The 15,037-nt window shown below is 39.8% G+C and carries 8 protein-coding genes; 6 read left to right on the top strand and 2 right to left on the bottom strand.

The features are described from left to right. The first annotated feature begins 335 nt into the window (after positions 1-335). The 4 genes from EV194_RS06165 (at position 336) to EV194_RS06150 (ending at position 7,758) form a co-directional block, all read left to right on the top strand. Positions 336-3,467 carry a SusC/RagA family TonB-linked outer membrane protein gene (locus EV194_RS06165; protein WP_132433173.1) on the top strand — a complete coding sequence of 1,044 codons (3,132 nt, stop codon included), beginning with the start codon at positions 336-338 and terminating at the stop codon, positions 3,465-3,467. A gap of 22 nt (positions 3,468-3,489) precedes the next feature. Continuing rightward, a complete protein-coding gene (locus tag EV194_RS06160; RefSeq protein ID WP_132433172.1) occupies positions 3,490-5,007 on the top strand; it encodes a RagB/SusD family nutrient uptake outer membrane protein in 1,518 nt (505 codons plus the stop codon). Between the two features lie 84 nt (positions 5,008-5,091). Next, positions 5,092-6,825, top strand: coding sequence for a PKD domain-containing protein (locus tag EV194_RS06155; RefSeq protein WP_132433171.1), 1,734 nt, complete (start codon positions 5,092-5,094; stop codon positions 6,823-6,825). Between the two features lie 123 nt (positions 6,826-6,948). Further along, the gene (locus EV194_RS06150) at positions 6,949-7,758 is read left to right on the top strand and encodes a glycoside hydrolase family 16 protein (RefSeq protein ID WP_132433170.1); all 810 of its coding nucleotides are present in this window, start codon (positions 6,949-6,951) and stop codon (positions 7,756-7,758) included. A gap of 68 nt (positions 7,759-7,826) precedes the next feature. Here EV194_RS06150 and EV194_RS06145 read toward each other — a convergent pair whose 3' ends face one another. Next, on the bottom strand, positions 7,827-8,228 hold the full coding sequence (locus tag EV194_RS06145) for a response regulator (RefSeq protein ID WP_132433169.1): 402 nt from the start codon (positions 8,226-8,228) through the stop codon (positions 7,827-7,829). Positions 8,229-8,536: 308 nt separating this feature from the next. Between EV194_RS06145 and EV194_RS06140 the strand changes: the two genes are divergently transcribed. Next, entirely contained in the window at positions 8,537-11,236 is a 2,700-nt protein-coding gene (locus EV194_RS06140) for a serine hydrolase domain-containing protein (RefSeq protein WP_132433168.1), read from the top strand. Between the two features lie 325 nt (positions 11,237-11,561). After that, a complete protein-coding gene (locus EV194_RS06135; RefSeq protein ID WP_132433167.1) occupies positions 11,562-13,553 on the top strand; it encodes a glucosamine-6-phosphate deaminase in 1,992 nt (663 codons plus the stop codon). Here the strand turns inward: EV194_RS06135 and EV194_RS06130 are convergent. After that, entirely contained in the window at positions 13,548-14,849 is a 1,302-nt protein-coding gene (locus EV194_RS06130; RefSeq protein ID WP_132433166.1) for a M18 family aminopeptidase, read from the bottom strand. The two genes, EV194_RS06135 and EV194_RS06130, sit on opposite strands and share 6 nt — an antisense overlap. Between the last annotated feature and the right edge of the window lie 188 nt (positions 14,850-15,037).

The following is a 15,037-nucleotide window of genomic DNA, read 5'->3' as shown; positions in this document are numbered from 1 at the left end:
TACCTCATTGTTAAAAAAAGCAAATTATTTTTCATGGTGTTTTTTATTATTGATTAGTGTCTTGATGAGCATCATATATTTACGTGAGATTGTTGTATGTGATTATAGTATAAATATATAGGATATGGTGTGTGAGTTTTTGATGAGGTAGTGAAGGGGTGGGTTATGAGGTTTTTGTGCGTTTGTAGATTAGTGTTTGTTAACATCTGAGCATAGATTTGTAAAAGTGATTTAACTAGATCGAAGCATTAATCAAAAATGAAAGGACTTTATAAACTAAAAAGGATGAAGTCAAAAACAAACTTCTATTTCAATTTAAAACAAATCATTATCTTATGAAAAAAACGTTAGGACTATTGTTTCTGATGATGCTTGCTACTCTTGTAGCAGCACAGGACGTCACCGTTACAGGACGCGTGACATCTGAATCCACCGGGGAACCTATTCCCGGTGTAAGTGTAATGGTGGTTGGAACTACTACCGGTACCATTACTGACATTGATGGCAATTACTCATTATCTACCCAAATGGGAGAAAGATTAAGGTTCTCTTTTATTGGGATGAATAATGTGGAGGTGACTGTAACTTCAAGCACTCATGATGTAAGAATGGTTGAAACCTGGACAGACCTTGATGAGGTTATTGTCGTTGGTTATGGTGTACAGCGACGAAGCGTTATAACTGCTGCCATAAGCAGTGTCAGTTCAGATGACCTTGAATCATCTCGGCCATCTCGAATTGAGGACGTACTTAAGGGTAGGGTATCCGGAGTACAGATAACTCAAAGTTCGGGACAGCCAGGTTCAGACTCCAAATTACGTATACGTGGTTTAGGAACCATAAACAACAGCGAGCCTTTGTATATCGTAGATGGAATGGCAGTAGATGGAGGTATTGATTATTTAAATCCTACAGACATTGAGTCTATCGAGATCCTTAAAGATGCAGCATCAGCTGCAGTTTATGGAGCTCGTGCTGCCAACGGAGTGGTTTTGGTAACCACTAAATCAGGATCTGTTGCTCGCACGACAGTTAATTACGATTTTTCCTATGGATGGCAAAATCCATGGAGAAAAAAATCAGTTCTCGATGCACGTGAATATATGATTATTATGAACGAAGCATTGCGTAACGATGGAAATGCTCCTCGATACTCAAATGAGCAGATTGCTGGGGCTGGCAGAGGTACTGACTGGCAAGATGAAACTTTTAACTATGATGCACCAATTCAGAATCACCAGGTAAGTATTCAGGGTGGATCTGACCAAGGTACGTTCTTCCTTTCTTTTGGATACTTTAGTCAGGATGGTATTGTTGGTGGAAACTACGGTAAATCAAATTATGTGCGTTACAGCTTAAGAAGTAACAACAACTACACTGTTTTTTCTACTGATGATAGGAGCTTTTTGAATAAAGTTCGTGTTGGTGTAAATGCCGGTTATTCAAGAATTTTGTCAAGTGGAATTGATCCAAACTCGGAGTATGGTTCTGTGTTAGGCAGTGCTCTGGCATTTAATCCTATAGTTCCTGTGTATGCAGAAGATCCAGAAGGAGTTTTGGCTGCAAGACCAACTGCTGTTACCGATAGGGATGGCAGAGTATTTTCTTTACCTCCAAGTGGTTTCCAGGAAATAGCAAATCCCGTAGCTATGCTTGCTGCTCCTCAAAATTCACAGGGAAATTCAGATAAGTTTGTTTCAACTTTTTGGGGTGAATTGGATGTGTTAGAAGGCCTTACATTCAGAAGCAGTTATGGTGTAGACCTTGCTTTCTGGGGGAATGACGGATATACTTTTGAACATTTTCTTGCTACACAAGGAAAAAACTTTACTCAGAGTCATGTTTTTTCAAATATGCACAGAGGTTTCAGATGGCAGTTGGAAAACACTCTGACCTATAATTTCTCTGTGGAGAATCATAACTTCACCGCTCTTCTTGGTCAATCCGGACAGGAATATACTTACCGTAATCTTGGTGGAGATAATTATGACCTGTTGGAAAATGACCCACGCAAAGCGAACATCAATTATGGAATAGCTGATCCGGCTTTGCAAAGAACCTGGGGTGGAACAGGAGGTTTTTCTGCACACACTTTGGCTTCATACTTTGGCCGGCTTGACTATAACTTTAGAGAAACTTATATGTTTCAGGCTACTGTACGTCGTGATGGATCATCTAATTTCGGGCCGAATAATAAATGGGGAACTTTCCCTTCTGTTTCTGTTGGTTGGAATATTACCAATGAGTCATTTATGGATAATCGTCCAGACTTTCTTACTCACATGCGAGTTCGTGCAAGCTGGGGGCTTAATGGTAATGAGCGTATTCCAAATTTCGGATATACCAGCTTGATGAGTGGAGGACAAAATTATTATTTTGGTTCCGGCGATTATATGACCATGCAATATGGTGCCAGTCCTTCACAGCTATCAAATCCTGATTTGAAATGGGAAGAAACTGAGCAGATTAACTTTGGTTTTGAAGCCCGTATGTTTAACAGTGCACTGACATTCGGATTTGATTACTACAAGAAGACCACCACAGGGATGTTAATGCAAATTCCAATTCCTGCTTATGTTGGTAAAGGTTCGCCTTGGGGTAACGTTGGTGATATGGAAAATTCCGGGTTTGAATTTGAACTTGGTTATAGAGGTCGAACCGGAGATTTCCGATACAGCATCAGCGGTAATGCTTCTTATTTGGAAAACAAACTGATTAATCTTGGTAACGAGTCAGGAGAAATCATTCTTGAAAGTGCTGGTGCAGCTGGTTTAGGCGCCTTTGTAAAAGGTGAAAATGGTATGCCTTTCCCATATTTTTACGGATTCAAAACCGACGGTATTTTGCAGAATCAGGCTGAGGCAGATGCATATAATGCAGCATATGGCCGTAATGCACGACCTGGTGATGTTCGCTTTGTTGATTTGAATGGTGATGGTCAGATTAATGATGCAGATAGAACTAAAATTGGAAAGGGAATGCCCGATTGGACATTCGGATTTAATTTTAATGCTGAGTGGAGAAACTTTGATTTGAACATGTTCTTCCAGGGTACCTACGGGAATGATATATTTGACTACTCAGTTCGAGGAGATATTCCTGCAATGAATCGTCCATCATGGATTCTTGACCGTTGGACCGGCGAGGGAACATCTGACAGAATTCCAAGAATGACCAATGCAAACCCAAATGGAAACTGGGCTTCATCTGATCTATATGTTAAGGATGGATCATATTTGAGACTTAAAACCATGCAGATTGGTTATACTTTACCAACTGAAATCAGCCGTAGAGTATCAATCGATCGTTTCCGGATTTACGTAAGTGGCGACAATCTGTTAACCTTTACCGGATATGATGGTTTTGAACCTGAGATTGCATCAGGTGCCTTTACCACAATAGGAATTGATAGAGGTATTTATCCTCAGGCCAGAACAATTTCTGTGGGAGCAAACATTACTTTCTAAACAAAAAAAAATGATTTTGATTATGAAAAAATATATAAATGGATTTTTCCTGGCTGTACTGTTACTTGGTTTTGTAGCTTGCAGCGATGACTTCCTGACTGTGTATCCAACTGAGTCTCAAGAAGCAGGAGGTGATGCAACCGAAGGTGCTATCATGGCAAACCTTGCCGCAAGTTATCAGATACTATTGTTTGATAGTTATGCCAATAATAACTACAACAGTATATTTCTAATGTCAGATTTGCGTTCTGATGACATTCTTAAAGGAGGTGGTGATGCTGGTGACCAAGGACAACTTTATCGTCTTTCTTTGCTTGATGCTACACCTGATGAATTACCAGCAGGTTTGTGGAATATTTATTACAGTGGAATTGCCCGTAGTAATAACGCGATCCTTGCTTGTGATAATGCTGTTGACGTTCCTGCTGAAAGAGTTGCTGAAATGAGATCTGAGGCACTGTTTTTACGTGCTTATTACACCCATTGGCTGTGGAAATTCTGGGGTAACATACCTTATTTTACTGATGACTTACCTGAGCCATACATGGCTCCTCAATATTCTGCCGACCAGATTTATGAGTTCATCATGGAGGATTTGGATGCTATTATAGAAATTGGTGCCTTGCCAATGCGAACTTCCGCTGCGAATGATGGTCGTGCTTCTATGGCTGCAACTAAGATGTTAAGAGCCCGGGTGGTGATGTACCAAAAGGATGCATCACGATATGCTCAGGTGTTAGCCGATATGACCGAAATCGTGACCAGTGGAGCATATAGTCTAGTGGACTTTGCAGAGATTTGGACTCGAGAAGGACAGTTTAACGATGAGTCAATTTTTGAGGTCAACCACCTTCCTGGTGAATATGGTGGGAAAACATGGGCCAGCGGATGGCAAGGTTTTGGAACTAACTTCCCTGCATTTATTTCACCGAACGATCTCAGTGATCCCGATGGTGTATTTAAAGGTGGTTGGGGATTTGGACCGGTTCGTCCATGGGTAATCGATATTTTTGAATCGGGAGATGTTCGTCGTGATGCTTCCATTAATCAGTGGGACGAAGATCAGTATGTTCAGAGATTTCAGGATACCGGATATTTCATGGCTAAGTATGCAGCTCGTGTAGGATATAACGAACCTCCCGGTGATGTTGACCTTAATTATGAGAACAATTTAAGAATTTTCCGCTTATCAGAAGCGTATTTAAATATTGCGGAATTGATTGTAATGCATGGTCAGGCTGCTTTAGGTGTTTCTGCTTCTGATGCATTAAACGAGGTGCGTGATAGAGCGGGATTAGGACCGATTGCCGCAACAGAAGAGAACATCAAACTTGAGCGCAGACGTGAGTTTTTAGGTGAAGGTATGCGATTTTGGGACATTGTTCGATGGGGAGATACTCATTTGCTGACCGAAAGTATTGATGAATTTTCATCAATCAGAACTTGGGAACCCTACAAAAAGTATTTACCAATTCCTCAGTCGGAAATTGATCGGACAGAGGGTGAATTCAAATTGGTTCAGAACCCGGGTTATAATTAATGAGTAGTTAAAATCCAAAGAGAAAATGGTATGAAAGTACCGGAGGTGTTAACCTCCGGTTCATAAAAAATAAAATAAGGAATTATGAAAAAAAATATAATTTTGGGATTTTTGATGGTCATAGCATTCGCTTTTTATGGCTGTGACCCCGAACTTGGAGATAGTCCCTCCATTGGAAATCCTCCTTCTGAGGATCAATTGAGAATTGTTATTGAACAGGATGCCACTGATCCGTTCCGTTATCATTTTAAAAATGAATCAAGTGTAACCGGAATTGCTTCATGGGTGTTAGGAGGTACCAGAAGAACCGGAGATAATGTTTCAATCAGGTTCCCTATGCCAGGTGACCATGAAATAGCATTAACTGTTAGTACAAGAGGTGGTTCTGCAACTACTACAACTACATTATCCACTGAAGATACTGATTGGGATTTCCTGGCCAGTCCTGAAATGGTTTTGTTGTCTGGTGGTGTTGAAGCTGAAGCAGGTAAATCTTGGGTGTTGGATAGTCTTACATGGGGGCATTTAGGTGTAGGTCCCGCAGGGTCAAATGGTTTGGATTGGTGGGGTGCAGGCCCTCTTGATAAAGCAAGTGTTCTTGTTTTGTACGAGGATGTAATGTCTTTTAATATTGTCGGATTAAAGTTTGATTTGCATAACAATGGTGCAAGTTATGTGAAGGATTTTAGATCTGATGATCCAGCTTATTCAAACCCGGAGGAAAGAGATTCGGATTACAAAGTTGATTTTACACCATCTCCGGCCGAATGGAGTCTGGAAGAGGAGGACGGTGAATGGTATATCACTTTGATTCCATCTGAGGGGCCAATTTTCCCAATCTTTGACGTAGGTGCGGTTGATAACAGATATCGCGTTCTAGCATTGGAGGAAAACAAACTAGAGTTGGTAGCAATAGGAGGGGATGGAAATGCCTGGCATTATAAATTTATTCCACAAGGTTATGTACGTCCTGTTGCAACATTTGATGTTAGCGTAGAAGACGGAATCAATCCAAACGAGTATCATGTTAGTTTAGATGAGCTTGTAATTCCTGAAGGTGCAAATTTCCAGAGATTCACAGTCGATTTTGGTGATGGAACCGTTGAGTCGTCAATCGATCCTGAAGCAGCTATAACGCACTCTTATATGCGAAGAGCTACTTATAATGTGGTGGTTACATTGTTTACTTCAATTGGAGAGTTTTCACATACGATTTCAATAAATGTTGAAAATCACCATCCGGATTATGAGGAGTTTATTATAAATGACTTTGTGATGTATAATAATTTCTCTGATGTTGAGATGGTTCCATTTGGAGGCGAAGATATTGCGTTCTCAATTGTTGAGAACCCCTTGCGTCAATATCCGAACAGAACTGCAATGGTGGCTCACTATCGTAAAGAAAACAGTGAGTGGGGCAATGCCTATATGCAACTTCCTTCAGGCTATCGTTTCGATATTCGTGAAATTTCCACTTTTAGAATGATGGTTTACGGTAAAGCTGGGCAAGTTGTTCTGCTTAAACTGGAAAATACCGATATGGGTGGAAATGCATGGGAAACCGGTACTGAATTGACATATACCATACAAAATGATGATACCTGGGAGTCGGCTGTCTTTAATTTTGAAGGCGTTCCAGCCAGTTTTGACTGGCATGGAGCTTATGCTCCAGATGTAACAGTTGATAATAGGTACAACCACAATTATTACAACATCATTCGTATTATGTGCAATCCTGGTGTTGGCGATGGAGTTCATGAGTTTTATTTTGATGAACTTTATGGTCCACATGTAGAAGGAATTAAGTCTACTCGATAGAAATACTAATAAGTCTACATATCTCTAGTAAATAAAATACCCTGCCAAGAGCTTTTGGCAGGGTATTTTATCCCTTGATAACACGACTTAATTGATCGTCATTGTTTTCCGAATTAATGCGAAATGAAGAAAATGAAACTCTATTCGTTGTTCATTTGGGTATTGCCCTTTGTTCTGTTTATGAATTGTACCAAGATTTCATCCGATTGGAAACTGGTGTGGAGTGATGAGTTTAATTACCATGGCTTGCCAAATCCACTAAAATGGAACTATGATACCATTGGAAATGCTTATGGTTGGGGTAATAAAGAACTTCAATATTATACTTATGCCAATCCGGAAAATGCCTGGGTAGAGGGAGGCTTTCTGCATATTAGGGCTCAAAAGGAACGGATTAATGGTTTTGATTTTACATCAGCCCGTTTAAATACACTTAACAAAGGCGATTGGAAATACGGACGGGTAGAAGTTCGTGCCAAACTACCTGGAGGAAGAGGTGTTTGGCCAGCAATCTGGATGTTGCCAACCGATTGGAAGTATGGAAATTGGCCAAATAGTGGCGAAATTGATATTGTTGAACATGTTGGTTACATACCTGACTCAGTATTTGTTACTGTTCATACTGAGGTGTTTAATCACATGATAAATACACAGAAGGGTGCTTCAGTTTACCTCCCTCAAAACGAACATGAATTTCATTTGTACGCAATTGAATGGTGCTCAGAAAAGATCGATTTTTTTATTGATGATGAGTTGGTTTTCACTTTTAATAACAGTGGTTACGGGGCTGCTGAATGGCCTTTTGATCAAAAATTTCATTTGTTGCTTAATGTGGCAGTTGGAGGAAACTGGGGAGGTCAGCAAGGTGTTGATGACTCGATCTTTCCGGTAACTTTACTAGTGGATTATGTAAGAGTTTACAGGAGAATTTAAACTCTAAGAATAAAAAAAGAGAGCAATTATTTAATTGCTCTCTTTTTTAAATTCATTAATCCTTAAATTCATGCATTTAAATACTTTGACAAAGTATCAATGAGTATTTGCAGTCTTATTGGTTTAGCCAAATAGTCGTTACAACCAGCTTCCAGACATTTTTCTCTTTCACCGGACATAACATGAGCCGTTTGCGCAATAATGGGAACATCCGGATTGATCTTTTTAATTTCTCTTGTGGCAGTATAGCCATCCATAACAGGAAGTTGCAGATCCATTAAAACCAGATCAATATGGTTTTCTTTGAACATGTCAATGGCCTCCTGACCATCTTTTGCCCACAATATTTTCGCTTTGGTACGCCTTAAGGCTGCATCAAAGAAGATCTTGTTGGTGTCTACATCTTCAACCACGAGAATATTTTTATCCTCCCAGTTCTGATTGAGTGCATTGCTTAGGTTGTCTGACATAATATAAGGTTAATCATTAAGCAAACTATAGAGATATCTTCAAAAATATGATTTTATTTTAAAAAATCTATAGGAATGCAAATTTTTATACAAATATATCGTTCTCTTTTGTTTTTTGATAAAAAACGGAATATATTTTGCGCTAAGTAAAACATACTGTTTAAATATACGTAGAATTTGGCATTTCACAATTTGATTGGTTACTAAACTTTTCTAGAATTGAATTATCTGTGGAAAAGCAGTAATCAAAAAATTATTTCAGGCCGCATTAATGTGGCAATTTTTTAATGTAATTCCAGCAGGTTTGTATGAAGGGATTGGGTATATTGATTTTTTGGCTTTTTGGCTTATCGGTTCTCGGAAATGTTTCCATACCCGGATATGAAAAATTTTCTTCAAATGCCCGGCAATGGGCAGATTCAATATATTATACTCTTGATCTGGAGTTAAAAGTTGCTCAAATTCTTGTTTCTAATCAAAGTGAATTTTTAGCAGATTTTAAGAAACAAATTCCCCAACCCGGATTTATTATTGGCAACACAGATTATTCCAGCTCTGGTATGCAGAAACCCGGTTTCGCTCTAAGTACTTTCATTGTTCCAGAGCTAAAAAATATTTCAGGTCAAAACGACCATACCATCTCTTTTCCCGATGAGAGTAGCATGATTTTAATGGGAAAAGAGCATCAGAAACAATTGAAATACCTGCTAGCTAATAAACTATACTCAAATGGAAACCCTGTTTTTGTTGCCTCAGGGAAATACTCTCCACTATGGATGGATGGTGAGGTAATTGGATATGAAAACTACAGTTCACGGGATATCTTATGGATGCCGGGTAGTCATGGAAATGAAACAGGAGGGAAGCCGGGAATCAGGTTGTTTCAGATGCCCCGCCAGGTCATTAGTTTAATACCTTCCCGTTTGCCTGATATTTCGTTTAAGGATACTGCTCATAAAACTCCGGTTATGTCTTCCGGTAGCTGGCGCAGGGAACCTGTTACCGAAATTGCCATTGAGCAGGTTTTGAATGATGGAATGCTTTTGCTTACTGATGATTATGAGTATGATTATAGGCGTCTCTTAGCTGCTTTTAAGGATCGTTGGCTTCCAGAATCTCTTTTAAGCAAAATATGCAAAATTGCCCTTGCGTTTAAATATGATGCCATAAACAATCTGGTTAATTACGATTCTGTTTTCTCAGTTGAAGAGGAGGAACTCATACTGCGTCATGCATATGAAAACGCAATAATGCTATTTCAACGGCAGCACCGATCTCCTTTCCCCATACAGGAGTTAAACATCAGAGTCGGATTTTACGACAACACAAAAGGAAACGCTGAATATTTTCGTGCCATGGCTCAAAACCATGTTGCCTCCCCGTTGGATTTGGCTGATGATGTTAATTACGATTTTATTTTCTGGTTAATTGACTCTTTTGAGGATGTGAAAGTGGATGTGAACGGATTTATTTCACATTTGAAAAGAACGTACGATGGAACCAGGGTTGTAATGGTTTATGCAGGGGATCTGGATGAAATTCCATTTGCCCGACTTCCCCGCCATCTGGATGCGTTGATCGCATCCCCTGCTAATATTCCTTATTCTTGGAGCTCTTTGGCGCAGGTTGCTTTTGGTGGGATTGCAACCAATAAAAAAGATGCATCTTATTCTTTTAATGACGATCTTCTGGAGTTGCAAAGAGACATTGAAGCCAGTCGATTAAAATATGGTACTCCTTTGGAAGCCGGATTAAATAAGGAAATGCTGTTTAAAACCGACAAATTAATTCATGATGCCATCAGGCAAAAAGCCACGCCCGGCGCCCAATTATTAATTATCAGAAATGGTATTGTAGCCTGGCATAAAAGTTATGGATTTCACACTTATGAGAATTTCCAACCTGTTTTAAATACGGATTTATATGATCTGGCATCTATAACAAAAATGTCAGCAACCTTACCTGCTCTGATGAAACTGTACGATGAGGGCCGCTGGCGGTTGGCTGACTCGCTAAAGAGTTATTTGCCCGAATCAGACACAACAGATAAAAGAGCAATAACAATGAGGCAGCTTTTATTACATGAGTCTGGTCTGCCCGCATTTATCCCATTTCATATTTCTACACTCGACCGCACCAAGTTAATTGGTGATTTATATAGCCGTCGACGTTCTGCAACGCATCCGTTTCAAGTTGATGAGCGTTTATGGATGAATAGGACTGCTGTTCTCAGAGATGATTTGTATAGAAGTGTATCAGATCTTAGATTTTCAATACCTGTGGCTCGCGATTTGTATCTGGATGGAACTTACGCCGATTCCATTTATAATCAGACGATTTTAGCGCATCTGAACTCAAATTCATACCGATACAGCGATTTGAATTTCTTGTTGCTGCAAAGAATTACGGAGAACCTTACTGGACATTCACTGGATCAATATGTTTCAAAGAACTTCTACGGCCCTATGGGAGCTTCATCGTTAACTTATAACCCTTGGAAAATAATGGCTGTGGAAAATGTTGTTCCAACAGAAAATGATGTAGCGTTTCGCAGACAATTGCTTAGAGGGTATGTGCATGATCAGGCAGCTGCTCTCATGGGAGGAGTTGCAGGACATGCCGGTCTTTTTGGAAATGCCAATGATCTGGGTAAAATGATGCAGATGTATTTAAATAATGGAGTTTATGGTTACAGACGTTATCTGAATAGTGAAACCATAAAGTTTTTTAGTGCCAGACAAAACCAGTACAGTCGAAGAGGTTTGGGTTTTGATAAACCCGAACCCGATCCTGCCAAAGTAAGTCCGGCGGGTAAACTGGCGTCTCCTCAATCCTTTGGCCATTCAGGTTTTTCAGGAACCATTGCATGGGCCGATCCCGAATATAATCTTGTGTATGTATTTCTCTCTAATAGAATACACCCAAATCAATATAATAGGATATTGATTCAGGAAAATATCAGAACTAAATTGCAGGATATTATTTACGAATCCATATTAGATAAGTAATCCTGAATCTTTGGTATTGCACTTTCTTGATGTTTTTGCCTTAAAAATGAAAAGCTGCATCTTGTTTTTGAATGATATTTGTGGTTCAATTATGGATATGTAGATGGGCGACTGATTTTATGTGCTTAATAGCACATTCCTTTCGATACAAAACATACACCTTTTTGCTGAAATGTAGAGTTTAAGATGTCCAACCATTGTCCTGTTTATGAATTAATACTGCTGAATTACGCTAGAATTTCTGAATAATTAATATCTTTAGTTATTCGTGGATGCTATATAAATTAAACCGATTGTATTTCATTTGTAAATCATTATCCTAATTATGTTAGAGGCATTTGATAAAAAAATTTCAAATCCCGGCAAATTCAAAAATGAAGCCGCTAAAAACGATCCTTACTTTAAGGCGCTTATTACAAAAAAAGAAAAAATTCCAACAGATGTATTTGATTCATCCAATCAGGGGAGTAATCTCGTGGCAGTTGAAATTGCAGATACCATTAAACATGTTAATAGTAAAGGTAGAAAGTGCGTGTTATCCTTAACAGTAGGGTCGGCACCAGCTGAAGTATATACTGAGTTAATTCGAATGCACCTTCAGGAGGACTTGTCATTTAAAGATGTCATTGTGTTTGGTGTTATGGAGTTTTTCCCAATTAATGCAAATGCAATACAAAGCTTCTCCCGTAATATTCATGAGAAATTTATCAGACACATCGACCTGCCTAAAGAGCAATTGTTTTTGCTCAATGGAGAACAAAGTCAGGAAAGTATTCACCGACATTGTCAGGATATTGAGGAGAAAATCGAGAAATTTGGTGGCATCGATTATCAACTCTTGGGTATTGGGTCAACTGGTCATATTGGTTTTAACGAACCGGGCTCTGCTTTGAACTCATTAACGCGTTTGGTGTCTCTTGATGACACAACACGAACCTCTTTGGGTTCGTTCTTTCGGGGGAAGGAAAATGTACCTGCCAAAGCCATAACCCTGGGAATTAAAACAATTCTTAGTGCCAAGAAAATTCGGCTGTTGGCATGGGGTGAAGCAAAATCATCAGTAATTGCAAGTGCGGTCGAAAATAAACTTTCTGAAGAGCTACCCGCTTCATTTCTGCAACAACATAAGGATGCCAGGATTGTGTTAGATATGGCTGCGGGAGCCGAACTTACACGAATAAAAACACCGTGGTTGATTGATGCCGTAGAGTGGAACGATCGGCTTATCCGAAAAGCTGTTGTTTGGCTGTGCCAAAAACTGGGAAAACCTATTTTGAAATTAACAGATCGTGATTACAGTGATAATGGGATGGGAGATCTGATCACTGAAAAGGGCGGTTCATACTCGGTAAATATAAAGGTGTTTAATGATTTGCAGCATACCATTACTGGCTGGCCGGGGGGAAAGCCAAATTCTGATGATAGCAAGCGCCCGGAAAGAAAAGAGCCATTTCCTAAAAGGGTTCTCATTTTTAGTCCACACCCCGATGATGATGTAATTTCAATGGGAGGAACCATGCTCCGATTAGTGGATCATGGACATGATGTTCACGTGGCCTACCAGGTTTCCGGAAATATTGCAGTCAGTGACTCTGATGCATTTCGATATCTGGAATTTGTTCGTGATTTTCAGATTCAAATAGGATGCAGTGCAGAGTCAATTGCTAAAATTGATCATCTGAAAGAAAAGACCGATGATTTTATTATGAATAAGCGCAACGATTCGACTGACCTTCAAGAATTAAGGAAAATTAAAAGTTTGATAAGGGTGGGAGAGGCCAGGGATGCTTGCAGGTACGCCAATGTTAAATCAGAAAATGTACATTTTCTGAATCTGCCTTTCTATGAAACCGGCGAAGTTGAAAAGAACCCGATTGGGAAAACAGATATAAAAATTATTTCTGATCTCATTAGGAATATAAAGCCCCATCAGATTTATGCTGCAGGTGATTTGTCCGATCCTCATGGCACTCACCGGGTGTGTCTGGATGCTATTTTTGAGGCCATTGACGAACTTAAACATGAAAGTTGGATGAAAGATTGCTGGGTTTGGCTTTATCGCGGAGCCTGGCACGAATGGGATATTCACCAGGTTGAGATGGCGGTTCCAATCAGCCCGGATGAACTAATGCGCAAACGTACGGCAATCTTCAAACACCAGTCCCAAAAAGATGGTGCCATGTTTTTGGGAAGCGATAACAGGGAATTTTGGCAACGTGCCGAGGAGCGTAACCGTGGCACCGCCAAAATCTATGATCAGCTTGGCATGGCCGAATATGAGGCCATTGAAGCTTTTGTCCGTTATGAGTTTTTATAACTCATAAAATGTTTGCATGGCTCTGATCAGGTATTCATGGTCGGTAACACCTGCCAACTCACGCACTGAATGCATTCCCAACATGGCATTGCCAATATCCACCGACCTGATGTCCAATTGGCCGGTTGATACATTACCTAAGGTGGAACCACCAGGCATATCTGAACGATTTAAAAACTTCTGATATGGCACTCCTGCCTTTTGGCATATGGATTCAAAAACTGCGATGCTGTCTCCATCGCTGGTGTATTTTTGGTTGGCTGTAATTTTTATTACAGGTCCCTTGTTCATTAAAGGGTGTAAAATCGGGTCATGTTTTTCTTCATAGTTGGGATGTATGCTGTGTGCCATATCTGCCGATATCATAAAGGATTTATAAACAGCACGATAATAATCCTCAATGCTTTTCCCAACCTGATGCATAATTCTTTCAACCAGGTGGCGAAACACCGGAGAGCCTGCACCTTGTTTGGTCAAACTACCAACCTCTTCGTTGTCGAAAATGCAAAGCATTTGAGTCGCTTCCGAAGGCTTGCTGTTTAAAAATGCTTTAAAACCGGCATGTGTCATGGCAAGGTTGTCGAGTTTAGGACTGGAAATAAACTCGTTGTGCATACCCATGATGCATCCTTTATTGTATTCATTTAGTGTAAGATCAAAATCGAGTATCTCCCCGGAGTCAATACCTAATTCTTGAGCAATTAGTCGGGTAATTAATCCATCTTTCGTGTCATTTTCAGGTAAAATCCCCAAAAGCGGAAGCATCTCCTTTTGCTTGTTTATGGCAACTCCATCGTTTACTGCACGGTTCAGATGGATGGCAACCGATGGTATAATCACTAATGGCCTGTTGAAATTAACAAGGCGATTATCGGGCCATAATGGATTGTCGCTTTTCAGACTGACGCGCCCTGCTATGGAAAGTGGCCTGTCCAGCCAACTCATTAATATAGGACCGCCATAAACCTCTGTGTTGAGCTTTACATAGTAGTTATCAACGCCCATTTCGGGTGTTGGTTTTAATCTGAAGGTTGGCGAATCGCTGTGTGCGGATACAATTCTGAAGCCGGTTTCTGCCGGATTCCCAGTTCCGGTAACAAAGGCAAACAACGACGAACCATTGGGGGTGATGTAATATTTTCCGCCTTTTTTAAGTTCCCATTCAGTTGTGGAATCCAGAAATTCAAATCCCGCCTGGTCAAGCTGCATGGCCATGCTTTCCACAACGTGGAATGGACTGGCTCCGTCATATATAAAGTCAATCAGTTCGTTGGCTAATCTATGTGCATTGTCCATAATGTTTTTGCTTTATGTTTATCCAAAAATAGCATTAATGACTCGAATTTTCAATGATGTATGATTGATTAGGACGCTTTCTTTCTTTTTTAAAAAAAAAGAAAGAAATTCAACATCTAAGTTTAATGCCCATCTCTCTATTTTTATTAAATTTGTTTTTTGATATGCAATCAGAAAAAAACATCGAA

Source organism: Natronoflexus pectinivorans (genome assembly GCF_004345615.1).
In the GTDB taxonomy this organism is placed as follows: Bacteria; Bacteroidota; Bacteroidia; order Bacteroidales; family Marinilabiliaceae; genus Natronoflexus; species Natronoflexus pectinivorans.
Note: the sequence above shows the minus strand (reverse complement) of the source record. Positions and strands in the feature narration are given on the sequence as shown.

Bases quoted from the DNA above. Each gene is read 5' to 3' on its own strand.
- EV194_RS06155 (WP_132433171.1), top strand. From the start codon at position 5,092: ATGAAAAAAAATATAATTTTGGGATTTTTGATGGTCATAGCATTCGCT.
- EV194_RS06165 (WP_132433173.1), top strand. From the start codon at position 336: ATGAAAAAAACGTTAGGACTATTGTTTCTGATGATGCTTGCTACTCTT.
- EV194_RS06135 (WP_132433167.1), top strand. From the start codon at position 11,562: ATGTTAGAGGCATTTGATAAAAAAATTTCAAATCCCGGCAAATTCAAA.
- EV194_RS06140 (WP_132433168.1), top strand. From the start codon at position 8,537: ATGAAGGGATTGGGTATATTGATTTTTTGGCTTTTTGGCTTATCGGTT.
- EV194_RS06145 (WP_132433169.1), bottom strand. From the start codon at position 8,228: ATGTCAGACAACCTAAGCAATGCACTCAATCAGAACTGGGAGGATAAA.
- EV194_RS06160 (WP_132433172.1), top strand. From the start codon at position 3,490: ATGAAAAAATATATAAATGGATTTTTCCTGGCTGTACTGTTACTTGGT.
- EV194_RS06130 (WP_132433166.1), bottom strand. From the start codon at position 14,849: ATGGACAATGCACATAGATTAGCCAACGAACTGATTGACTTTATATAT.
- EV194_RS06150 (WP_132433170.1), top strand. From the start codon at position 6,949: ATGAAGAAAATGAAACTCTATTCGTTGTTCATTTGGGTATTGCCCTTT.